The sequence below is a fragment of the Paramicrobacterium humi genome (assembly GCF_900105715.1).
Classification (GTDB): Bacteria; Actinomycetota; Actinomycetes; order Actinomycetales; family Microbacteriaceae; genus Paramicrobacterium; species Paramicrobacterium humi.
The window spans coordinates 1,645,362-1,669,015 of sequence record NZ_FNRY01000001.1; the positions used below are offsets into that span (position 1 = coordinate 1,645,362).

Genomic DNA, 23,654 nt, shown 5'->3' on the forward strand with positions numbered 1-23,654 from the left:
GCGCGCTACTAAGGTGCAGATTTGCCGCTATTCGCTCCCGGCCGCTTACTCCCATCCATAGCAAAAAAGCGCGCAGTAAGTAAGGATGCCCCGAAGGTCGGGCGTGACCGTTACTTCAGCTCTCAAACGGGTCAGTCGTCCACCCGACGCCGTGGAGAGAACAGAGAAAGGCGACTTGGATCCGCCCCGCGCCGTCGAAGCTCTCCGGTACCATCGGAGCTCCGCACTCGGGGCAGCGAGCTGCCGGTGGCAGCCCGTCCTCATCTACCTCATCGTCCATGTGGTAAGCCTACGTCTGCGTTCGACATGCCGCTACGAGGCTCGTCATAACCGATTCCTCCTGCAAGGCGGATATTTCCTCTCCGCCTCTTCACGAGGTCACGTCGCCAAAGGGAGCCCGCGCAGAGGCGTCAAACCCGTCAATTCCAGCTGCCGCGGAGCAGATCGTCAAAGAACTCGTCCGGGCCGAAATCGGGGAAGCTCTCCATGGAAACTGAGTCTTCACTGGTTGCGTCTAAGAGTGCCAGGACTCTTTTAGCGTGGGAGTCTCTTTGTCGCACGGCGAGCCCCCGGGCGCGTAGTTTCTCCAAGAAGCGCTCCTTACGTTCCGACCGAAGAGTGCGCCATCTTCTTTCCCATTCGTTTTCGTCATCAGCAAGAAGCTGCGGTTCGGCAGGCAAAACGCGGGTGACCATCATGGTGAGGAGTAGCTGACGTTCGTCGTCAGTGGCCGGAGCCATATTCTCAGCGGTCTTGGCGTGGTGGCAGTCGAGGCAGAGTAGCTGCAAGTTATCGAGCGCATCGGAGTTCCCATCGATATGGTCGACCTCTACACCAGGAGTGCCACATCGCTGGCAGCGCCCGCTGTCGCGAATGCGCACCTCTGTGCGGGTCCGAGGCGTGAGTCTTCGCCGTAGTGACCCATACCCACCAGCAAGCAGGAATGCCTCTCTTGTCTGCACGGCGAGCTTCACATCTGGATCTTTTAGGCGCCCATCGCGTGACACTCGGCGAAGATAACGCACGTGAGCGGCGATCTCCTGACACCAGGTTGAGCAGTAGAGCCCAACGATATCGATGGGTAGTTCCGTCAGGCAGTTCGAGCAGTGGTCGTCCAGGAAAAACCACGGGTGTGGCACATCGATGAGGAACCGTCGCTTCACAGGGCCACCCTAGCCGAGGCACAACCTGGATCTTCGCTTATATTGTCGTGCGCGAGGCATCGCATCCAAGAACCGCGTCTTCCTGCTCCTAGAAGCGAAGGAGCCAAAAATCTACCTGCGAGTCAGTTATTCGAAGTCATCGGAAGGCTAAAGGCCTCAACGCATGCCGGGTCGGTTTCACAGCCAGAGCGGGCCATGGAGGTCGAGATGCAACAACGACGCGAGTATCGCTTTGATCGAACCTACCTGTGGGGGCGGGTTGTCCCGTGAAGCGCCTGCGAGACATGACGCGCAAGCTGATCGATCTTGTCGTAATCCAGTGCTGCCGAGGTCAGTCGGATGAACGGGCGCGATGTATGTCGATAGGTCTGCCCGCTCCGGGCCTGCCATCCTCCGGCAATTAGAGTGCTAGAGACGCTCGCCTCGTCGTCGACGGGAACCATGACGTTGAGTCCGGAGCACCCGAAAGCCGGTATTCCGAAACCCGAGAGTGCTTCGATGAGGCGTGCACGCCGTTTGCCGTATTCCACGCTGGCGTCGCTCACGAGGTGCTGCACATCAGTGTCGGAGAGCAGGTCGACGACGAGGCGTTGCAGGATTGTCGATATCCAGCCACGGTTCAGAGACTGCCGACGCTGCATCCGCTCTATCGTTAGCTCATCGCCAGCGGCGAAGGCGAAGCGGAGGTCGGGCCCGTGTGACTTACTCAGTGATCGAATCGACAGCCAGGAACTGGAGTCGACGGTGAGCGAGTGATAGTCGGCATTCGCGACGAGTGAAGCGTGATCGTTCTCGATTACGAAAACATCCCTGCCCTTGTCGCGAGCAGCGGCAAGAGCCGCACGAAGCTCTGCAGCGCGTTCTGCTGACAATGCGGACCCTCTGGGATTCTGCGCGCGGGGACTGTAGATAACCGCTGCTGCGCCATGTCGAATTGCGGCCTGGAACGGGACCGACTCGAAACCTTCATCGTCCACCGGTACGGGAACAAGTGCGAGCCCTCTCGACCGGAGCAGGGACGTCGCTGCCGCGAATCCCGGATCTTCCACGATGATGCGATCTCCGGCTCGTAGCCTAACCTCCGAAGCATCGGCGATGCCATCCAGGGCCCCATTGGTGATCATCACATTCTCCGGTCGCCCCGCGAGGACATCACACAACTGGGCGAGGGCGTGTGTGCGCAACTCCGGCAGCATGGGATCGACATCGTAGAGCGTCTTCTCTACGGAGATGCGGCGCAGATGTACATTGAGGTCCGGCAAGAAGGCAGGATCGGGTGCACCGCTGGCAACGTCAATCGCTCCATTGAACAGCTGGTCGGGGGCGCCTAGGGGCGAGTTGACCAGAAGGGACTCCTGGCGAACCGTCGTGCCCACGCCTCGCACGACGTGGGTGAGGCCTCGGTCTGCAAGCCTGCGAAAGGCCGCTGCAGCTGTTGCAGGGCTCACGTCTCGTTCGCGGGCGAGCTCCCGGATAGAGGGCAGCAGGTCCCCGGGTCGGTACTTTCCGGAGAGAATGTCGCCCTCGAGGGATTGGAATATCCCCTCAGCCGTGTGTGGTCCGTCCGTTCGCTTCGTGCTCATGCCCCCTACTAAATCGCCGACAAGTAGCCGTTATAGTACACCGGTCCGCGGTCGCTGTTCAGCAAGCGTGGTAGTTGCTTTGCTTCGAAGGGCCAGTGTACTATCTGTGACCAGTAGGTGATCTAGTACACAAGGGTGTGACTGTGGCAACCGTGACAAACGGGGCAGCGCGCTCTTGGCTCAACGTGAAGAAGGTGCATGCTGATGGTGAAAAGGCTCCTCTACGGTTCCGCCACGATTTTGGGGGTTATCGCGGCAGCGAGTGTAGCCGGGCTCATGATCACCGTTATCGCGGATACGGCCGGACGATTTTTCTTCTCGACCCCCATACCGGGCGCCAACGACTACAGCCGCTACTGGTGGATGATCCTCATCGTCTTCGGGGCCCTCGGTATCGCAGAAAGACGCAACGAGCAGATCGAAGCGCTCGTACTTGAAGCTCTCATGCCCACCAAACTCAAAGTGATCTGGCGCTATATTCGCGCCGCTCTCGTCACCGTCACTCTGACCCTCATGCTCATAGCGATGATCCCGACTGCATGGAAGCACCGGCTGCAGGGGGAGTACGCCCCCGGTTCCGAGATCACCATCTGGCCCACTCGCTACATCCTGGTCGTCGGTGTCGCGGTCTTCCTCGTAGTTACAATCGTGAAACTCTTCGACGACCGGCGACAGATACTGCGAGGAACTTTCCAAGCGGAAGGGCCTGAAGCATGACCGCGGCCAAGGGCGCTCTTGCGCCCATCTCTTCGAAGGGCACGCCACCCATCCTCGCTCCCTCGCCCAAGAATGGTCGAGGCATCGCGATTACGGTGACGCTCGTCGCGTCTGCCGTGATCGCTGGTGCTCTGCTGTTGACGCGAGTTCTCGACAACTCGGCGGCGGGGATCGCCTCGCTCATTCTCATGCTCGTCCTCATCTTTCTGGGGATGCCCGTCGGTCTGACGATGGTGCTAGCAGGCGCACTCGGCATCTACTCGATCGTCGGGCTACGCGGAATGAACGATTCGCTCGCCAACCTGCCGTACGCAGCCGTGGCCAGTTGGTCGCTGAGCGTCTTACCCATGTTTATCCTGATGGGGCTTCTGCTCTGGCGCTCAGGCATTACCGGCCGGCTCTTCGAAGCAGCCCGCGTTTGGCTGCACTGGCTCCCTGGCGGGCTCGCCGTCACGACGAACTTCGCGGGTGCGGGCCTCGCGGCGGTGAGCGGTTCGACCGCCGGTATCACCTACGCGATCGGACGATTGAGCATCCCCGAAATGCTCAAGAGCGGCTACAACACGCGCTACGCGACAGGCACGGTCCTCATGTCGGGACTGGCAGGACAACTGATTCCGCCGAGCATCCTGTCCGTCATCTACGCCGGCGTGGCCGGAACATCGGTCGGGCAGCAACTTCTCGCCGGCATCGTGCCGGGCGTGGCCGTCGCGCTCATATTCGCTGTTCAGCTGATTCTGATGGCGACCATACGACCATCCCTGGCCCCCGCGCAGAGAACAAGGGTGTTCCTTTAGTCGTCAAGGCCAAGACTCTAGCCGGGGTGTGGCCCATCGGCGTCATGCTCGTGATCGTCATCGGCGGCATCTTCTCGGGAATCTTCACGGCGACAGAAGCCGCAGCCTATGGAGCAGGCTTCGCCGTCGCAGTCACCCTCGTTTCGCGCAGCATCAAGGGCAAGATGCGCGCCATCACCCAGGCGCTGCTCGAGACGGCCTCGAGCACTGCGGCGATTCTCCTGCTGATCGCGGGCGCTTCGTTGCTGACGCGGATGCTCAGCCTCAGCGGCATCACGAGCCAGGTGATCGAGTACTTCACCTCACTGAACCTGAGCCCGGTCGGCGTGCTGTTCGTGCTCTTGGTCTTCTACCTCATCCTGGGGATGGCCCTCGATCCGATGACCATGATCGTGCTGACGGTTCCGATTCTCATTCCATTGCTTGATGCGTCTGGCGTGAACCTGCTGATGTTCGGCGTGTTCATCGTCCTGCTGGGTGAGCTGGCGTCGGTGACGCCGCCCGTCGGAATGATGTCGTACATCGTGCACAAGATCACCAGCACCCTCGATGATGTCCGCGCGCGAGAAATCACTCTCGTCGACGTGTTCATCGGCGCCGCATGGTTCATCCCAGGGCCCGTGATTCTGCTGTTGTTGCTCATCTTCTTCCCGGACATCGCCACCTGGCTACCGACCTTGGGGAATGTCAAGTGACCGCACTGACTATCTTCGATCGCCCTGCCAACGGTGGTACCGGCGACTCATCCCTCACCTGAAACGAACGGAGACAATCACATGAAGAGGCGAATACTTGCCGTTCTGGCGGTAAGCAGCATGGTCGCGCTCACAGCCGCATGCTCGTCCGGCGGCGCATCAACCAACGTTGCGCAATATGCCCATCCGAATGACCCCACGACATGGTTGGCAAACGCCGACAAGGAGTGGATCAAGGATGTGGAGAGCGCAACCGACGGTGACGTCAAGGTCAACATCCACTGGTCCGGGTCACTGGCGGCCGCTCCCGAGGCTGCCGATGCCATGGCAAGCGGAACATCACAGATCGGAATCCTCTATCCGATCTACACTCCCAGCAAGTTCCCCAACTGGGCTTGGCTGTCGGAGTACTCATTCCAGTCCGACGCCCGTCCGGTCATCGGCGACATGCAAGCATACGCCGCGGCACTCGAGGTATCCCTCAACTCGGATCTGTTGAAGGACGAATATCGCGATCAAGGCATCGAGCCCCTTCTCCCAATGTTCGAGATGAACGCTGGGTACCACCTCGTATGTACAGAACCTGTCACGTCTCTCGACGACGCGAAAGGCAAGACCGTGCGGACACCCGGCGGTCCATGGGAGCGCGAAACGACAGCGCTCGGCATGGCACCGACTCAAATGGCGGTAGGCGAGATGTATGAAGCGCTTCAGCGCGGCGTGCTCGACTGCAGTGTGAACCCACTTCGCGATCTCATCGCCTTCGACCTCATCGAGGTCGCCACCGACCTCACGATGGATGACGAGATCGGCTTCACCGGATTCGATGCCGCGCTGGGCGCGAACCTTGACTGGTGGGACGGACTGGGGCCCGAGGGTCAGGACGAAATCTGGAGCACACTCAAGGACTACAGCGAGCGCTTTGTCGCGGCCGGGTTGGGAGCGGACTTCGAGCTTCGCGAAAAGAGCAAGGAACACGGCGTCACCATTCACGAAATGGGCGACGACATGCGTGAAGCGCTCCAGAAGAACCAGAGCCAACGAATGGCTGACGCTATGTCGACCGCCCCGAAGGGCTCCGGGGAGCAGCACGAGAAGCTCTTGAGCGCCTACTCGGCCGCCATGGACAAATGGCAGCGCATAATCACTGACGAACTGGGCTACGGAGACAAGGTGCCCGCCACCTGGTCCGAAATCATCGCCTCCGACCTGTCGATCGACGACATCGACTTCGAACCCTTCGGCGATCGGCTCTGGGATGAAGTCCTCAAGCCGGCGATGCCTTCCACACGCTAACTCAAACGCCTCGTGAGGCGCCGACAGGGTTTCCCTCGTCGGTGCCTCACCGGAGCTCGCAGCCTGCCGCCGGCAGTCCGCGTGATGACGGGGACAAGTGCCCCGCATCGGAAAAGCCATGACAGTTCCGCGGAGAATCAGATGTGGATCAATAAACAGTACGAGGTCGAGAACGCTCTCACGTGGCTCGAGAGTTTCGTCGCGGACAACAATCTATCGACGATCATCACGCATGACCCGGTGCGCGTCGCCCATATGCCGGTAGAGATCGTCAGGCGGGAATCCGGCGAGGCGAAGCTTCTCTTCCACATGCCGACAGTGGACCCAATCGCTAAAGCCATCAGCGAAAGCGATCTCTTGACAGTCGTCGTCCACGGGCCACAGCAATACATCAGCCCGAGCCTCTATGGCGATGCCGGTTTGCCCACATTCAACTACGGGATTGGCGAAGTCACCGATAAGTGTCGACAGCTTGACGAGACCGAACTGGCAGATCATCTGCATCGCCTCATCACGCAGCGAGAAGAGTGGTTCGCCGGGCAGACCGAGCGGACAGCATGGGTGATCGACCCGGTCAACCAAGAGCGATTCGATCGGCTGCTACCGATGCTCGTCGGCTTCGAAGTCGACCTCGAAAACGTCCAACTCAAGCTCAAAATGGGTCAGAACCGCACGATCGAGGATCGCAAACAAACGGTGGAGATTCTCCGAACCACACCCGGAGTGGATTGGAGAGTCACGGACATCATGGCGGCCCTACTGCCACAGTCCGCCACGCCAATGCAAGCAAAACCAGCGAAACGGGATCAATAATGCTGCTTGACACGGTAATCACCGGAAACATTCTCACCCTGGAACCCTCACGACCTCGCGCCAGGCGCATGGGAGTGTGGCAGGGCCGAATCGTCGGGTTCGACGAGGAGATCGAGAGTCTCGAAGCGCGCGAGCATGAGGCTTTCGAGACGGGATGTGTCGTTCCCGGTTTCATCGATGGCCACACGCACTTGGCGACGACTGGGATGCTGCTAGCCGGCGTCAACGCCTCCGAGGACCGCTCGGTCGACGCGGTGCTACATCGCATCGTCGACGCGCTTGACCAGCAGGGCACAGACGAATGGCTCGAAGTCTGGGGCTACGACCAGCGAAACATCGGCCGGCATCTCACAATGGAAGAACTCGACGGTGTCGCGCCGAAGACCCCCGTAGTGCTGAGGCATGTGTCGAGCCACGCGTCCCTTGTGAACAGCACGGCGCTGTCATTGATCCGTGATCCGGAATTGCGGGAACAGATCGAACGAGCGGACGGCCTTGCCTTCGAAAAGACTCAGGACGCGATCCGCGATCTCGTCGAACCGTATCGGGTGGCGAAAATTGAAGCGGCTGTCCGTGCAAGCGCGCAGCTTGTGCTGTCCGAGGGAGTCACCACGTGCATAGAGGCCGGTATCGGCCGCGGGCTCTGCTCGCATTCTGAGATTGACATGCGCGCCTACCTCAACCTCCATCGGAAGGGGGAGCTGGGGATCCGGGTACAGCTGATGCCCTGCATCGACTACCTACATCCCCTGAGAGCGCACGAGGATGATTACGCCGCGTCGACGCTCGACCTTGGGATCCTTCAAGGGTTCGGCAGCGATGACATCTGGTTCGGGCCTACCAAGATGTGGTTCGACGGCGGCATGATGGCGCGAAGCGCCGCGTTCACCCAACCATACGAGGGCACCGATTACTGCGGCGAGCTCGCAGAGGATGAGGAAGAGCTCAGGGACAGGCTAATCAAGGCCCACCGTTCGGGATGGGATGTCGCGGCCCACGCGATCGGTGATCGGGCAATCGACAGTGCCCTCTCCGCCTTCGAAGGGGCTCAACGTCTTGCCCCTGACCCTAGTCGCCGTCACCGTATGGAACATGGCGCGCTGATTCGTGAGGATCACATCAGTAGGCTACGGAACCTCGCAATCTCAATTGGCACCCAGCCGTGCTTCATCACATACTCCGGAGACGACTTCTACAAGATCATGGGACCCGAGCGCGCTCACCAACTCTATCGAGGACGCTCTCTCCTGGACGCTGGAGTCCGGCTCATCGGGTCTACCGACCGCCCGCTGCCCGGCACCCCACTTCGCGGTATGCAGACTATGGTCGACCGAACCTCCAACGGCGGGCAGGTGGTCGGACCCAATGAAGGCGTGACGCCACTCGAAGCCTTGCAGGCATACACGCTTTCCGGAGCCTGGGCAGCTCGACGAGAACAGCGACTCGGCTCCCTTGCAGTTGGAAAGTACGCCGACATCACTGTCCTCGATCGGAACATTCTCGATCAGGGAGTGAACGCGTTAGGGGAAGCGACGGTCACCGCCACGTTCGTCAACGGAATCCGCCGATACTGATACGCGGCAGCGATTCAACCGGCTACGTGCGGCGATTCCGCGGATGGCACTATGACCCGCATGGACAGTTGCTTGAACGTGAGTGCCGAAACGAGAGGGGATGCAACACCGAGTTCTTGAAAACTCCGGCACAGTGACGTCATGCGGGAAACAAGCTGCGCACAAAGCGAAGCCCATGTTGGTCGGGGTCAAACACCAACCGCCGATAAAGCTTGTCCCGGGAAAGGCGTGTCAAAGCAAGCGCCGAGGTGCTCTAATGGGCGGGTCGCGCCCTCTCTGCTGGAAACGCCCACCTCAGTCTGGGTGCTCGTTCGTCTCAAGAAGGTCAGATGCTGCCCTCCTTTGCTACTCGTCTGACGGCGTTCGCCCAGAGCCAGACATAGGCGGGGTACTTCTCGCCTGATGGGATGTACCGCACGAGTACCGCGCCGCCCGGTGTCCATGCGAGTACTTCGGCCTCAGTTTCGACGATGTCGTTGTACGCGACGCGCACGGGAACCATGGCGCGGACGGGCACGGCGGTTGGTTCGTCTCGCCGTCGGCCGGTGGCACGAACCACTTCCTCAGGCAGACTCACTGGGCGTGGTCTGCGTTCGGTCGCTTCTTTGTCCGCAGCGAGCTTGGGCCCATACAAGTCATACCGCTTATTCGTGCCCACAGGCCAGCTCCGCTCTAGACTTCTCTCGCTGCTGTAAGAAGCGCGCATCCGATAGGAAAGCGCTCCGCCGGGGATAGCGCGTCCTGCTGAATCGCCCGGAACAGCGTGGCGATACCGCCGAGGCTTGAACACTGCAACACATTCCCACAGTTCTATTAGAACACTTGTTCGGACCGACGGGAGGCGGTCGTAGACGCGAGGTCGCCGGTCCGCCGCTCTGTTAGCTACGACTCCGCCCTCTTCTGCGACGCCTGTACTCGTCTAGATCGGCCGGCTGGACTGTGTTCACACACGCGTTTGATCTGCTGTTCCTGCTCGGGCGTGAGCCCCACAGCGTCAACGTCAGACGGTGACATCGGAGGACTGAGGAGCGCGTCCAGTGAAAGGTCGTCATCCTTGCCCATCCCCCTCCCGGTAGCCCCCTCGCGCGTGGCCACAACGGTCCATGAAAGACCGGAGAAGATGCCGCGCATAACCCCTCTGCAAGTGCAAACGCGCTTGCAGAAGGGATACATCAGTGCAGAACGACGTGCAGATCTTGATCGGGCAATTCCTCAACGCATCCGATGGCACCTCCCGCGCGTTCGCGGAAGCAGAGCAGGCTTTCCACCGCGGAGTCGAGACGCAGGGGAGCCGACGCATGCGCCGGTGGGTTGCAACAGTGAACTGCCTCGACCGTTTCGTCCTGGCAGAGCGACGGATGCCACGCGAGAACCGCCGGCTGGCGCCCGGGGAAATCGGCGAGCAGGAGAAGAGCCTCGCCAGTTGGGTGCGCTACCAGCGGCGTCCCGCGACCCGAAATGGCCATTGCGAGTACCAATCGCGACGCCTTGAGATCGTCGACGGCTTCCAGTGGGACCCGCTTGGGGAAGCGCAGAGGGAGCTCGCCACACAATACGCCGAATTCTTCACACGATTCGGGCGTGCGCCGCGCTACCGCGCCGAGGCGCCAGAGGAGCGCCGGCTCGCGAACTGGGCCGCTAAACGGCGCCAACTGGCGATGCGCGGTGCCCTGTCGGCCCAGGAGGTGGAGCGACTGCGAGCGGCAGGCGTACCGGTTCCGCGCCGACGACGGTGACTTGTATGCCTGCACGGGAACGGTGAGCCGGGCGTGCCGCATAGATTCCGTGGTGTGACAAGCGTTCAGCAACCGACTAGGGGCCGCTATAGAGTGCGCACCCTCTCCGGCGCCTGCTACGAGCTCGACCTGGACCAGAGCACCATGACCCGCACGAAAGAGGTGACCGGAGAGCCGCGTTTCGAAGGAGACGCGATCTCGCTGGTCGAGGTCATCGACTGCCGCGTGGACAAGCCGCTCCGGCTCGTAGTTCAACTGGCACTGCCTGGCACCGTGCGCGTCAAGTGGACGGCGACGCCGGTTGTCAGCATTGACGAGATCGCGGAGACCTGATGAGTGGCGATGGAATCGATGAGAGTGTGATGACCTCCGGAGTGTGGCGGGTGCGCACAGCTTCCGGCGCCGCCTATGTGCTCGACATGGATCGACGGACCATGGTTCGGGAACGAGGTCTGACGAATATCTCGGCGTCGCTTCGGCGTGATGGCGGCGAAGCGATCCTGTTGGAGATTCTCATGTGTGAGGTCGGGAAACCGATGCTGTTGCTGATCGATCTGTCGTGGCCGGGCGTGATGAACACGACTCGAGCAACCACTCGCGTTCGCAGTATTGAGCAGATACGGCTTGGCGATGACCCCGCGGCATGAACTCGCGCAGGCCGAGAAAATCGGACTTCTCGGAGACGTGCACGGTGATCTCCGCCATGTTTTCGCGGCGATATCGATGCTCCGAGCTAAGGGAGTTTCGGTCATTGTGCAGCTTGGCGATTTTGGTTTCATCTGGAATCATTCGCAAGCGAATCTCAGTTTGAGTCGTCTCGAGGATCATCTCAACGGTCGGGATCAGACCATGTATTTCGTCGATGGGAACCACGAGAATTTCCATCTCCTGACGGCACGCCCCGTCTCGCCGGACGGGATCCGCTGGATCCGAACGAACATCGCGCACCTCCCCCGGGGGTACCGCACGAGAATTCAGGGTGGGCGTTCGCTCGCGGTCCTCGGCGGTGCGAACAGCATCGACATCGCGCATCGCCGGCGCGGGTTCACTTGGTGGGAGCAAGAACAAATCACACAGGACGACCTGAACGCGCTCGGCAACGAGCACGCCGCCGTCATGCTCAGCCACGACGCGCCCATGGGCGTTCCCACTCTTGATGTGCGCCTGCGAAGCGGCGACAAATATTGGCCTCCTGCCGCCATCGAATATGCACGCGAGGGCCGGAAGACGTTCCACCGCGGCTTCATGCAGGTCCGGCCGCAGTTGTCGATCGGTGGGCACTACCACCATTTCGTGGACGAGACGGTCACCTACGAATCGCCAGACGGTTCGTTCACGAGCCGCGTCGTCGTGCTCGACCAACAGGGCGAGCATCGCGGCAACTGCGCAATTCTCACCACCTCGACCTTGAATCTTGAGGTCTTCGACGTCGAGGGCGGCCCGTACCAGGAAGGAACACGCGATGACTGACGGTAGCAAGGACAACACTGGTGACGAGGGTGCCGGCCGGCCGGCGAACGACGCGGCAGAAGAACCGACCACCACCCGGCGGGCTGGGACTTCGAGGAGGGATCGCGCACGAGACGACTCTGGAATGCCGGAGGCCAAAACCATGGACGAGTACTACCCGGAATTCGTCGTCCTGGAACGGCCGCTCGCGATATTCTCGAAACCGGATGGGCAGATGGAAACCGTCAACTCTATCGAGGGAATGATCGCCATCACGATCCACGCAGGCAGGCACCCGGAATACACCCCGATGACCTTCCGCGTCCCAAACGAGCTCGAGCGCTACTCACGTCTCAAGGTCAGCGAAAAGACGTACGTTGTCGAGCTCGGAACGCACCTCGAACACCACAAAATATCGAAGCGGCCAGCCCCGAGCAAGAAGAAGACGAAGAGGGATGGGCCGAGAGAGGCCGTTCCATTGGAAGGGATCGATGCCGCGACGATCATGTTCTTGTGGCTAAACCGCGGCAAGCTCCCCAAGTGGGCCGATCTTCAAAGCTTAGGGCGATTGCCATGAGGCGAGAACCGTTGATCGACGACGGAGATGGCGACGAGGAAGTCGTCACCGAACTCACCCTCAACGACCGCGGTGTGTGGCGCGTCTGGACCCACGGCAGCTCACATATCCTCAACCTCGACGAAGCGACCGTCACCCGGGTGCCCGGCAAGGGTCGGTCGAGGAGCATCAATGACATCACCCGGCCCCTTCGCAGTCTTGACGCGTGCAGGGTAGGCGAGCGTGGGCGCTGGTCGATGAGCAGCGACGACGTCATGGTCGACTTTTACTGGCATGTGTCGTCGACGATCCGCAAAATCGAACGGGAAGCCCCACACGGTCCCAGTGCTGAGCACGGGTGAAATTCGACATGGGAGAGCGTTGCACGGAACGCTCGATGCGGAAGTAGTAAGGACAGCAGCGCCGTATCTGCGTGCTCGCTACCCGAGTCCCGGGAACCGCCGAACTTACTGTGCGGAAGCGCTCTGTAGCGTGAGATGACTTGCACGCTTGCTGGACGAGTTCATCGCTCGCAAGCGAGCGTCACCATGAATTCGTTTGAAAGCCTCGGTGGCGATTCGAATTGCGTCGTCGACATCCTCGCTCGACAAGATGGCGTCTGTGTCGCCGTGTACCAGCCTGCTGCGGACACCGTAGATCTTCGTGCAGCGATTGAAGAGCGCGGCTCGGCGTTCCGCATGTTCGGGCTCAAGGAGCCAGGCCAGAGCCGAACACACTTTGAACGTCGTCTCTGACCTGGAACCGACCATATTCTCCCAAGCGATGACGGCATCAATGAGGGCATCGTCTTGCGCGCGTCGTTCCGTGAATGACTTCGTAATTCGGGTCAAGGCGATTGTCATGGAGTCATTGACGGGAGTTATGCCGTCGACAACGATTGCAATCTCGTCAAGGTCGCCTTGGGAAAGTACGGTCGGTTCCTGCGCGAGAGTCTCAATCCGTAACGGAGCTTGGGTTGGCTGCAGGGGGAAGAGATCCCATGGCCCACTTGTCGCCAGACTCACCCGGGATTCCGACGTATGCGTATGAGCGAGAATCGCGAACGCTACAGCGTCGAAGTGTCGAAACAGCCCCGACCTGTGCGCCGTAGCCTCGCGTGTGAGCTGTTGGAACACTTCGAGGGAGGTGTTCTCATCAACTTCATTTCTCATCGCCGCAACGAGATGGAAGGGAACCGTCTGCCACATGATGCTTCTCGGCCGTGGACGCGTTTCCGACTCTCCGAATGTTTCGATTGCCAAACCATCGGCCCCACGGATACCCCACGTCTCGCGCTCGATACACCCCTGGACGTCGATATGGTCGAGTCCTTTCATGACGACGACGTCAACCGGCTCCCCCTGCGCGAAGCGCCTCAGCTGATCAACGCTCTCAACTACGAACTCTTCAATACGGGATTCATCCAGAGCATCCCTGAAACGCATTCGAGCGAGCGTCTGCTCGACAATCGCGCCGATGACAATCTGCGAGAACAACGTTCCACCGCCGCCCGGTGACCACCACAGCAGGCCAACCGCGTTGTCTGGCCGCGCCGGGTCATCTTGCGGCGTCTGCTGCGGCAGTAACGTGCTCAGTTCCTCGTCCTCGAGGAACGCGACCGTTACAGGATCCACAAGCTCAGGTGTTTGGAAAGCCGCGGCGATCTCGAATCGGCGATCTTCTGCTCCTTCGAACTGCTCAAGCAGGAGCCCATGCCGCACCAGCCGAGCGAGCGCTTCAACGAGGTTGCTCGGCTGTTGCGGCCGTTGACCGGTAATGGCACGCAACATCTCGAAGTGCGTGAATGCGGTTCCTGCCGCGATTTGAAGGAAGACACCGCATGCGACACTAAAATATTGTGGTCTCGGGATGCGTCTGAGATCGTCGCCTGCGCACGTGTCGATGACAGACCGGATCGTGGGCACGGTGAAATCCGGTTGCGTCGCCTCCGGGTCAAGATTGAATAAATACCGCAGCGTGGCCGTCCCAAAGCGGGAGCATGCCTTCTCCCATGCAGCCGTGCCATCAAATGAGTCTGGTTCCACATGTCAAAGCTATGAGAATGTGAACGCCGAGGCTTTCGGATCGCGCACCCAGAATGAGGGGTACCGCCAACCATTCGCGCGGAGCAATGAGGGGCAGCAGTCGATGCCCCTCAGGTGTGGGCTCGTAGCACGGGGCCTTCATCCGTAAGAATGGGTGTTGTGCCTGTGACTTCCTTCGATGCCGTCTTTGACCAGCTCTATTTCTCGGCAAAGAGCGAGAAGGACAAGGGGTCGAAGTTCGAGAGACTACTCAAGCGCTACCTCGAGGTCGAGCCGAAGTACGCCGACCAGTACTCCCAGGTGTGGCTGTGGAATCAATGGCCGGGACGTCACGGCCGACCGGACACAGGCATCGACCTTGTTGCCGAGGACCGGTACACCGGTGAACTGACAGCAATCCAAGCCAAGTTCTACGACCCGGCCCACACCCTGCCGAAACAGGCTATCGATTCCTTCTTCACCGAACTCGGGAAGGAGCCGTTCACAAACGGACTCATCGTCTCGACTACCGACCAATGGTCCAAACACGCCGAAGACGCCCTGAAGGGGCAGACCAAACCGATCCAGCGAATCCGGCTCCAGGATTTCTCCGAATCGACAATTGACTGGTCTGTTTTCAACCTCGACCGGCCGGAAGAACTCGTTCGCGGCCCCGGCAAGGAGCCCCGGAAGTACCAACGCGAAGCGATCGACGACGTCAAACGGGGATTTGACCTGCACGACCGGGGCAAGCTCATCATGGCCTGCGGAACCGGCAAAACGTTCACATCGCTGAAGCTCGTGGAAGAACTCGTCCCTGTCGGCGGCGCCGTACTGTTCCTCGTGCCTTCGATCGCTCTGCTGCAGCAAACGTTAAACGAATGGACGGCGCAGGCCGACGTACCCCTTCGCCCGTTCGCCGTCTGTTCCGATGCAACCGTCGGCCGCAAAGAAAACGAGGACGTTTCCGCACACGACCTCGGCTTCCCCGCCACCACCGACCCCAACAAGCTCGCGCATCAGTTCAGGATCTCCACGGGCCAAGAAACAGTATCCGTGGTGTTCTCCACGTATCAATCGATCGACGTGATCAGCCAGGCGCAGGACCTCGGGCTGCCGGCCTTCGACCTCATCATCTCGGATGAGGCACACCGCACCACCGGCATCACTCAAGCCAGTAAATTCGATTCCGCCTTCGTCCGCGTCCACGACGACACGTATGTCCGGGCAGCAAAGCGCCTTTACATGACGGCGACTCCCCGGATTTACGTGGAGGATTCGAAAGCCCAGGCCGCGAAAGACGGCATCGTCGTGTACTCGATGGACGACGAAACCACCTACGGTCCCGAATTCCACCACCTCGGTTTCGGTCGCGCCGTGGAAATGGGCCACCTCGCCGACTACAAAGTCCTCATCCTCGCCGTCGACGAAGAATCCGTCGCCTCCTCGTTCCAAGGCCTCCTCGCCTCAGACGGGGAAATGAACCTCGACGACGTCGCCCGAATAGTGGGCTGTTGGAACGGACTCTCCAAGCGCGGCGTCAACGGGGAGCGGCTTTCGATCACCGACACTGCGCCCATGCAACGCGCCGTTGCCTTCGCGCGCAACATCAAAGAATCAAAGGCGATCGCTGCACAGTTCGAACGGGTCGGCCGCGAACTGCTGATGAACCGAAGCGAGGGGTCATCGGATCTGAGCCTGGAAGCCAAGCACGTCGACGGGACCTTCAATGTCCTCGAACGCTCTCAACGCCTTGACTGGCTTCAGGACGACGCGGGCGTCGACGTGTGCCGGATCCTCACCAATGCGAAGTGTCTCTCCGAAGGCGTGGATGTCCCCAGCCTCGACGCCGTCTTGTTCCTGAATCCGCGGAACTCGCAGGTCGATGTTGTGCAGTCCGTTGGCCGTGTCATGCGCAAGTCCACGACGACGAACAAGGAATACGGATACATCATCCTACCGATAGCCGTGCCCGCATCCGAGGACCCGACGACGGCGCTGAACGACAACAAGAAGTACAAGGTCGTCTGGGACGTACTCCAAGCTTTGCGTGCGCACGATGACCGGTTCGAAGCGATGATCAACAAGCTCGAACTCGACAAGAAAGCCAACAAGACGATCGACGTTATCGGCATCGGAACCGGGAAGACCGACGGTGACAGCGGATCTGACGCCTCTTCTGACTCCGACGCGAGCGAGGCCTTGTTCACAATGGTGAACGCTGCCGAGTGGGAAAACGCGATCTTTGCCCGCATGGTCAAGAAAGTCGGCGACCGCCGCTACTGGGAAGACTGGGCCAAAGACGTCAAAGACATCGCCGAACGGCAAACCGCACGCATCAAGACCATCCTTGACGGCGACGACCCGCGCCCCTCGGGAGAGTTCGACGTTTTCCTCACTGGCCTCCGTGGCAATCTCAACGACAGCATCAGCCGCGCCGACGCCGTGGATATGCTGGTGCAGCACCTCATCACCAAGCCGATCTTCGACGCGCTCTTCGAGGACTATGACTTCACCGGGCACAATCCCGTCTCTCAGGTGATGGACTCTATGCTCGCGACCCTCGACAGCTACAACCTCGACACTGAAACAGCATCGCTGGAAGAGTTCTACCGGTCGGTGCGGGTGCGTGCGGACGGAATCAGCACTGCCGAGGGTAAGCAGAAGATCGTCACCGAGCTCTATGAACGATTCTTCAAGCTCGCCTTCCCCCGCGTCGCGGAATCCCTCGGCATCGTCTACACGCCCATTGAAATCGTCGACTTTATCATTCGCGCCGTCAACGACGCCCTCACGGAACACTTCAACGCATCGATCACAGACGAGGGGGTCCACATCCTCGATCCCTTCACCGGGACCGGAACCTTCATCGTCCGATTACTGCAGTCAGGACTCATCGACAAGAAGGACCTCCTACGCAAATACACCAAGGAGCTCCACGCCAACGAGATCCTCCTGATGGCGTACTACATCGCTGCAATAAACATCGAAGCCACCTTCCACACCTTCGAACAAGACGCCTCACTCGCCAACGTGGAAGGCCAGAGCGAGGGTAGCTACACGCCCTTTGACGGGATCGTACTCACCGACACCTTCCAGATGACCGAAGACGGTGACGTGATCGACACCACCGTGTTTCCCCACAACAACGAACGTGCAGCGGAACAGAACACCCTCGATATTCGGGTCATCATCGGAAACCCGCCGTACTCGGTCGGACAAACGTCGGGAAATGACAACAACGCCAATCTGAAATACCCGACTCTCGACGATTCCATCCGGGACACCTACGCAAGACTCTCCACGGCCACGAACAAGAACTCGCTCTACGACTCCTACATCCGAGCCATCCGCTGGGCCTCAAACCGCGTCCTCCAATCAGACAACGGCGGCATCGTCTGCTACGTCTCCAATGGCGGATACATCGACGGCAACACCGCGGACGGCCTTCGCAAGACACTTACCAAAGAGTTCCACGACATCTACGTCTACAACCTCCGCGGCAACCAGCGCACTGCTGGTGAGCAGAGCCGCAAGGAAGGTGGCAAGGTTTTCGACTCTGGGTCACGAAACACCGTTGCGATTCTCCTGCTCATCAAACGGCCCGGACCCGTCTCGAAGAGCTTGTTGCACTACAAAGACATTGGCGACTATCTCGACCGCAAGACGAAACTCGAAATCGTTGATAATTCGAGCATCAACAACCTTGACTGGGAAACCATCGCTCCCAACGCGAACGGCGACTGGATCAACCAGCGCGATCCCAACTACGAGGCCCACCCGCCAATTGCCGAGAAGGGCAGTCGAGAGGCTATTTTCGCAATGCACTCACGCGGACTTGCGACCGCACGAGATGCTTGGGTGTACAACTCTTCGGAGGTCAAGCTCCGCGACAACGTAAAACGAATGATCGGCTTTTACAACCAAGAAGTAGATCGGTACAGGCAGGCGGGGCTCAATGGCAAAGTCGAGAACTTCATCAACACCGACCCCTCACGATTTAGCTGGAACCGCTCTGACAAGGCGCAACTAGCGCGCGGTACGCGATATTCGGTGAATCCTGATAGCTTTCGGGTTGCGCTATATAGGCCGTTCCAAAAGCAGAACGTGTATTTCGACCGTCAAGCTAACGACATGGTCTACCGGCTCAACGAGCTCTTTCCGAACGCGGGACAAGAGAACTTCGGGTTTTACTATGTCGGTGCGGGGTCGGCGGTTCCGTTCAGCGTCTTCATGACTGACTCGATCCCGGACCTCCATGTAACAGGCGCTGGAAGTGGAGGGCAGTACTTTGCCCGCTTCAGCTATCTTCCGGCCAATCAAAATTCGTTACTCGATGAACAGACCAAGCATGACAACATCACGGACTGGGCTCTTGGCGACTACCAACGCGTCTATGGCAGTGACGTCACCAAAGACGACATTTTCAACTACGTCTACGGCCTTCTGCATTCGCCAGAATACCGAAAGGTATATGCAGCGGACCTCAAGAAATCGTTGCCACGTATACCGCAAGTCACGGGGCGAGACAGATTCAACTCCTTCAGGGCTGCGGGCCACAAACTGACGGAACTTCATCTCAACTTCGAGAGGATCGATCCTTACCCTCTAACCGAGTCGATCCGAATTGCTGCGCCAGAGGACGAGTATGAGCGGTATTCAGTCTCGAAGATGAGGTATGGCGGCAAGTCCGGCGCGTTGGATAGGACACGAATCCGTTACAACCCTTACGTCGACATCGATGGCATCCCGGAGGATGCTCAGCGCTACAAACTAGGGTCCCGATCTGGTCTCGATTGGATCGTTGAGCGCTACCAGGTGAAAACGGACAAGACATCGGGAATCGTGAACGACCCCAATGCATGGGCCCGTGAACACGCGCAGCCTCGCTACATCATTGAGCTCATCGGCCGGGTGATCGCGCTCAGTCTGGAAACGATGGCGATCGTGGATGGGTTGCCTCCTCTCGGATTGCGTGACGCTGACATCGACAACGCGCAAGAGCGCTGATCACTTGGCCTTCGAGGACAGCCACACCGGGATACAGTCGACAACGTATAGAAACGTCGTACGTGGCCGCCATCCTCGGAATGCTTTACGTATCGCACTGTAACCAGACCGACGGTCTAACCCGTGCCGTGCCACGACGCCAAATAACCTGGCATCGGGCGCATCGAGCCTGGAGATCTCGCAGACCTCGTAGACATCAGAAATTGGCCAATCAGTTTGAGGTAGCGGGCTCCTCGAACCATTGGGTAGTTGAGCACCCCGATTCTCACTAGTGTGAGGCTATGACTTTCTCCCCATTCGACCCTCTCGAATTCAAGAATTCCGCCACGACGCAGGCGGCGCTCGCTGCAGTGAGACGAGAGATAGAGAACATTCTTAGCTCCTATGTAGGATGGTTCGACCCGTTCGCCGAGCTCATCCAAAACGCCTTGGATTCTGTAGACGCCCGTATGGTGGCCGAACGTCATGACGGAAACGACGCATATATCCCTACGATCTTCATTGAGATCGACGTCGATGACAATAAGTTAACTGTCACCGATAATGGAGTCGGGCTTTCAGAAACTGAGTTCACCCAGTTTCTTGCCCCGAGTTTCTCCTTTAAGAAGGGGAACGGTAAAACGCGCGGACACAAAGGGGTGGGGGCAACATACGTCGCTTACGGCTTCAACTCGATGCGGATCAGCACGAAGTATCCCGGTTTCGAAGCCACGGGGCAGATAACCGGAGCCCGCACCTGGCTTAGCGAGTATGGCAGTGCCGAGAATCCCAAGGTGTTGCCGTTATCTCCGGAACAATGGCACGCATCGTTCGAGTCGATTGACCGAGGTGTAGCAGTCACAGTCCGCTTTGACGATACGACAACTCCGGGAAAGCTCTCGTGGTTAAAGGCCGATACTGCTAGCACCTGGATGAAACTCCTGAGGATCAAGACTGGCTTAGGTGCAGTCGTTTCGGAAGACCACAAACGCATCCTGGTGAAAGTGATTTCGAACGGGCAAGCAACGACCGCGGAACGAAACGGGACGGCGTATTTGTGGCTGCACGAGAGTGCTGCGAAGTCAGCCTCTCTCCGCGAGATCAACGAAAAAGCTGACGAAATCTATGCTCGCCACGGGGATCTACGGCGCTTTCCGGATAGGTTCAGCCGTTTAGACTTCATCTACGATTCTTGGGACACGCAAGAAATTCGATCCAACTTGTCGAGTGCGCTCGACGACGAGGATCTGACCACGCTGGAAAAATACTCACCAACGGTATCGTTCGAGTTTGGATACACCGCGAAGCTTTGGACCAACTTCAACAAAGACCTCGGGATAAGGGTTGGCCAATCGGTCCTAACCAGCGGCATTCAGCTTGCGGCAAATAACATGCCGCAAGGAGAGACCATCCTCGTCCCTCTCGTCAGAAACATTGGACGCCAAAACCAGGTCCACTTTCTGATCCATTTCGCCAACTACACTCCCGATTTGGGGCGTAAGGGGTTTCATCGCGAGTTGACTGAGTTCGCGAAGAGGATCGCTCGAGGTATCACAGAAGGACCGCTCTCGAAGAGAAGGGCGCAACTCAAACCAAACACGGGCGCCTCTCCAGACCTCGCACGAGAGCTAGCGATCGAGGACTGGAAGGCTCAGCTGATGGATCACGAGAAAGAGTCACCGCTGGAGCTAACCAGTCCCTACTTCTTCGTTCCTACGAAGTCGATATCCATTACGTCGGTGCCCACGCGGGAACAAGATGTGATCGCGCTCTTCCATGAGTTAGTCGCTGGCGGGGTAATTCGCGGCCTCGTAATTATGTCCACCAACGAACGATCGACATACGACGGACTTTTCAAGATTTCATTCCAGATGGATCCTGAGCTTTACCGTTATCACTCAGAGATGAACCCGCTTGGTGTGTCAGAAGATGTTTTGACCGGACTGCGCGGCAGAGTGACGCCACCGAGGGTGCTGGAGTACAAGTACTCGCTTGATGGACTTATCGAAGACTTCGACAGCAACGACAAAAACATCAACGACATAGACCTCTGCATTGCATGGGAAACAGGTGATCTATACGAATCGCGTTACGCGCTCTCAACGGTTTTGATTCCAGAGAATGCAGATCAGCGGCAGTATCACGGCGTGACTCACGTTCTTCAGGACCTCGAGACTGGGAACAAACACTGCGACTTGATCATTCTGAAGGAGCTGATTCAGCACCTCAACGACCCTGGGGAGAGCAATAGCCTGCAGCGAGATAAGTACGAGTGATACGCATGCTGCCGCTGTAAGAGCAAAAGCAACGCCGTTGCTGCTAGGAATCACGGCGTCTACGCCTTGCCGCGAGGCACGTGCGAGGCGCGTGAGCCTCAACGCAAGTCTGCTGCGTCCCGGTCTGCGTCGGCCGTCGCGGTTTGGGACGCAACCGGTACGCTATCTCGCTCGATAGCTCCGGGGACTGGACTCTGCTGCTGAACCAGTGGCCCACAAGCTCCGGTCCTCGTCGTGAACCTTGCCGGTCCCACGACCCGAGGCTTTTGGATCGCCGGGATGAGTGAGCAGTCCAAACGCTGTCTCAAGTTCACTTGACGAGTCTCAACTACGGCTGGAAGTGACAACGCCAGAAGGCAACGACACGCTTGTCTGAGGTCAACTCGAAGAGAAAAAGGCCATGTTGCCTGAGAAGCGACAGAATACGTGGATACTCGACAGGAAGAGGGGCTGACGGGAATCGAACCCGCGCTGTCTGCTTGGGAAGCAGAAGTTCTGCCATTGAACTACAGCCCCAGTGCGCCGTGACGCTCGGCCATCCTATCAACACCCCGACGGCTACACTGACAACGTGCTTCTCTCAGACCGGGACATCAAGGCAGAGCTCGCATCGTCGCGCATTGGGCTCGATCCGCTCGACATCGGCATGGTGCAGCCCTCGAGCGTCGACGTTCGCCTCGACCGCTACTTCCGCTTGTTCGACAACCACAAGTACCCGTACATCGACCCGGCCGAAGACCAGCCGGAACTCACACACCTGATAGAGACGAAGCCCGACGAGCCGTTCATCCTGCACCCCGGCGAGTTCGTGCTCGGCTCCACGTTCGAACTCGTCACGCTGCCCGACGATATCGCCGCACGTCTCGAGGGCAAGAGCTCGCTCGGGCGCCTTGGACTGCTCACCCACTCGACGGCGGGCTTCATCGACCCTGGCTTCTCCGGTCACGTGACCCTCGAGCTCAGCAACGTAGCGACGCTGCCGATCAAGCTCTGGCCGGGCATGAAGATCGGTCAGCTGTGCTTCTTCCGCCTCACCTCGCCGACCGAGCGTCCCTACGGCTCGGCCGAGTACAGCTCGCGCTATCAAGGACAGCGCGGGCCGACGGCATCCCGTTCGTTCTACAACTTCCACCGCACTGACGTGAACGAGACGGATGCCGGCAAGGTCGGCGGCTGAGCACGGTCGCATGCGAACGGGAACCACGCCTGTGTGCGAACGGGAAGAGGTCGCGGCATAAGCGCCGGGGAGGCGACAGCCCCTGAGCCGGGCAGGCGGGCTGGACCGACGGCTGTCGCGATCGCCGCGATGGATGAGGAAGCCGCCGCGCTGTCGGAACTGGCTGACGAAGCCCTGACGGGCGACGGGACGCACCGTCAGACGGAGCTGCGCTTCGGACCGACAGAGATCGTGCTGCTTCGGAGCGGAATCGGCTTCGCCAATGCGACGGCCGCTGCCGCATACGCCTTCCACACCTTCGGCAGCGACGTTCCGATCATCAGCATCGGGACAGCGGGCGGACTGGCAGCCGACGTGAACCTCGGAGACGTGGTCGTCGGAGATCGATACGTGAATCTGAACGCCGACGCCACCGCCTTCGGCTATGCCCTCGGCCAGGTCCCCGGCATGCCGGAACACTACGACGCCGATCCGTCCCTGCTCCGGCGAATCCGCGCGAGCACGCATCCGGTTCGCCTTCTCGCCCGGCCGATCGGCTCGAGCGAGATGTTCGTAACCACGCGCCGCGCCGTCGAACTGAGGGCGAACTTCCCGGAGGTCGCCGCCGTCGACATGGAGTCCGCGGCGATCGCCCAATACGCTCACGTGCACAAGATGTCGTTCATCTCCGTTCGAGGGATCAGCGACCTCTGCGCCCCTGACGGGGAGGAATTCCTCACACACCGCGACCACACGGCGTCGCGCGCGGCCGCCGTCGTCGCAACCCTGCTGCGCGGGATATCGGCCCAATCCTGACGGCCGCGGGAGCG

20 protein-coding genes and 1 tRNA gene are annotated in these 23,654 nt (G+C 59.6%); 16 read left to right on the forward strand and 5 right to left on the reverse strand.

Annotated features, from left to right (window positions below):
- Nucleotides 1-419: 419 nt before the first annotated feature.
- Nucleotides 420-1,163 carry an HNH endonuclease gene (locus BLV49_RS08255; protein WP_091182481.1) on the reverse strand — a complete coding sequence of 248 codons (744 nt, stop codon included), beginning with the start codon at nucleotides 1,161-1,163 and terminating at the stop codon, nucleotides 420-422.
- 242 nt (nucleotides 1,164-1,405) lie between these two features.
- Nucleotides 1,406-2,746, reverse strand: coding sequence for an aminotransferase class I/II-fold pyridoxal phosphate-dependent enzyme (locus BLV49_RS08260; RefSeq protein ID WP_091182485.1), 1,341 nt, complete (start codon nucleotides 2,744-2,746; stop codon nucleotides 1,406-1,408).
- Nucleotides 2,747-2,944: 198 nt separating this feature from the next.
- On the opposite strand from BLV49_RS08260, the gene BLV49_RS08265 reads away from it, so the two are divergent.
- From BLV49_RS08265 to BLV49_RS08290, 6 genes are all read left to right on the forward strand, one after another.
- Complete coding sequence (locus tag BLV49_RS08265) at nucleotides 2,945-3,463, forward strand: TRAP transporter small permease (protein ID WP_091182488.1); 519 nt, start codon at nucleotides 2,945-2,947, stop codon at nucleotides 3,461-3,463.
- Nucleotides 3,460-4,260: a TRAP transporter large permease subunit gene (locus tag BLV49_RS17320; RefSeq protein WP_091182491.1), complete on the forward strand. Its 801-nt coding sequence runs from the start codon at nucleotides 3,460-3,462 to the stop codon at nucleotides 4,258-4,260. Before BLV49_RS08265 ends, BLV49_RS17320 begins: the two co-directional genes overlap by 4 nt.
- A gap of 26 nt (nucleotides 4,261-4,286) precedes the next feature.
- A complete protein-coding gene (locus BLV49_RS17325) occupies nucleotides 4,287-4,955 on the forward strand; it encodes a TRAP transporter large permease subunit (RefSeq protein WP_091182494.1) in 669 nt (222 codons plus the stop codon).
- 120 nt (nucleotides 4,956-5,075) lie between these two features.
- Entirely contained in the window at nucleotides 5,076-6,251 is a 1,176-nt protein-coding gene (dctP, locus tag BLV49_RS08280; RefSeq protein WP_176980780.1) for a TRAP transporter substrate-binding protein DctP, read from the forward strand.
- Between the two features lie 141 nt (nucleotides 6,252-6,392).
- Complete coding sequence (locus BLV49_RS08285) at nucleotides 6,393-7,064, forward strand: FMN-binding negative transcriptional regulator (RefSeq protein WP_176980781.1); 672 nt, start codon at nucleotides 6,393-6,395, stop codon at nucleotides 7,062-7,064.
- Nucleotides 7,064-8,638, forward strand: a complete 1,575-nt coding sequence (locus tag BLV49_RS08290; protein ID WP_176980782.1) for an amidohydrolase — start codon at nucleotides 7,064-7,066, stop codon at nucleotides 8,636-8,638. The genes BLV49_RS08285 and BLV49_RS08290 overlap by 1 nt, the downstream gene beginning before the upstream one ends.
- Nucleotides 8,639-8,963: 325 nt before the next feature.
- Here the strand turns inward: BLV49_RS08290 and BLV49_RS16730 are convergent, their stop codons facing one another.
- Complete coding sequence (locus BLV49_RS16730; RefSeq protein ID WP_143034002.1) at nucleotides 8,964-9,155, reverse strand: hypothetical protein; 192 nt, start codon at nucleotides 9,153-9,155, stop codon at nucleotides 8,964-8,966.
- 658 nt (nucleotides 9,156-9,813) lie between these two features.
- Here BLV49_RS16730 and BLV49_RS08295 point away from each other — a divergent pair.
- From BLV49_RS08295 to BLV49_RS08320, 6 genes are all read left to right on the forward strand, one after another.
- Entirely contained in the window at nucleotides 9,814-10,374 is a 561-nt protein-coding gene (locus BLV49_RS08295; RefSeq protein ID WP_091182506.1) for a hypothetical protein, read from the forward strand.
- 93 nt (nucleotides 10,375-10,467) lie between these two features.
- Nucleotides 10,468-10,707, forward strand: coding sequence for a hypothetical protein (locus BLV49_RS08300; protein ID WP_091182510.1), 240 nt, complete (start codon nucleotides 10,468-10,470; stop codon nucleotides 10,705-10,707).
- A 29-nt stretch (nucleotides 10,708-10,736) separates the two neighbouring features.
- A complete protein-coding gene (locus BLV49_RS08305; protein WP_143034003.1) occupies nucleotides 10,737-11,021 on the forward strand; it encodes a hypothetical protein in 285 nt (94 codons plus the stop codon).
- Nucleotides 10,999-11,844 carry a metallophosphoesterase gene (locus BLV49_RS08310; RefSeq protein ID WP_143034004.1) on the forward strand — a complete coding sequence of 282 codons (846 nt, stop codon included), beginning with the start codon at nucleotides 10,999-11,001 and terminating at the stop codon, nucleotides 11,842-11,844. The genes BLV49_RS08305 and BLV49_RS08310 overlap by 23 nt, the downstream gene beginning before the upstream one ends.
- A complete protein-coding gene (locus BLV49_RS08315) occupies nucleotides 11,837-12,400 on the forward strand; it encodes a hypothetical protein (protein ID WP_143034005.1) in 564 nt (187 codons plus the stop codon). The genes BLV49_RS08310 and BLV49_RS08315 overlap by 8 nt, the downstream gene beginning before the upstream one ends.
- A gap of 11 nt (nucleotides 12,401-12,411) precedes the next feature.
- Nucleotides 12,412-12,741: a hypothetical protein gene (locus BLV49_RS08320; protein ID WP_091182525.1), complete on the forward strand. Its 330-nt coding sequence runs from the start codon at nucleotides 12,412-12,414 to the stop codon at nucleotides 12,739-12,741.
- 105 nt (nucleotides 12,742-12,846) lie between these two features.
- Here the strand turns inward: BLV49_RS08320 and BLV49_RS08325 are convergent, their stop codons facing one another.
- Entirely contained in the window at nucleotides 12,847-14,424 is a 1,578-nt protein-coding gene (locus BLV49_RS08325; RefSeq protein ID WP_143034006.1) for a HEPN domain-containing protein, read from the reverse strand.
- Between the two features lie 159 nt (nucleotides 14,425-14,583).
- Between BLV49_RS08325 and BLV49_RS08330 the strand changes: the two genes are divergently transcribed.
- Nucleotides 14,584-19,413 (forward strand): DEAD/DEAH box helicase, encoded by a 4,830-nt coding sequence (locus BLV49_RS08330; protein WP_434061454.1) that lies wholly within the window; start codon nucleotides 14,584-14,586, stop codon nucleotides 19,411-19,413.
- A 281-nt stretch (nucleotides 19,414-19,694) separates the two neighbouring features.
- Nucleotides 19,695-21,668 carry an ATP-binding protein gene (locus BLV49_RS08335; RefSeq protein ID WP_091182535.1) on the forward strand — a complete coding sequence of 658 codons (1,974 nt, stop codon included), beginning with the start codon at nucleotides 19,695-19,697 and terminating at the stop codon, nucleotides 21,666-21,668.
- A gap of 445 nt (nucleotides 21,669-22,113) precedes the next feature.
- Here the strand turns inward: BLV49_RS08335 and BLV49_RS08340 are convergent.
- A tRNA-Gly gene (locus BLV49_RS08340) sits at nucleotides 22,114-22,184 on the reverse strand.
- A 55-nt stretch (nucleotides 22,185-22,239) separates the two neighbouring features.
- Between BLV49_RS08340 and dcd the strand changes: the two genes are divergently transcribed.
- Both dcd and mtnN read left to right on the forward strand, forming a co-directional pair.
- The gene (gene dcd / locus BLV49_RS08345) at nucleotides 22,240-22,845 is read left to right on the forward strand and encodes a dCTP deaminase (RefSeq protein ID WP_091187047.1); all 606 of its coding nucleotides are present in this window, start codon (nucleotides 22,240-22,242) and stop codon (nucleotides 22,843-22,845) included.
- A 33-nt stretch (nucleotides 22,846-22,878) separates the two neighbouring features.
- On the forward strand, nucleotides 22,879-23,640 hold the full coding sequence (gene mtnN / locus BLV49_RS08350; protein ID WP_281245320.1) for a 5'-methylthioadenosine/S-adenosylhomocysteine nucleosidase: 762 nt from the start codon (nucleotides 22,879-22,881) through the stop codon (nucleotides 23,638-23,640).
- Nucleotides 23,641-23,654 lie beyond the last annotated feature (14 nt).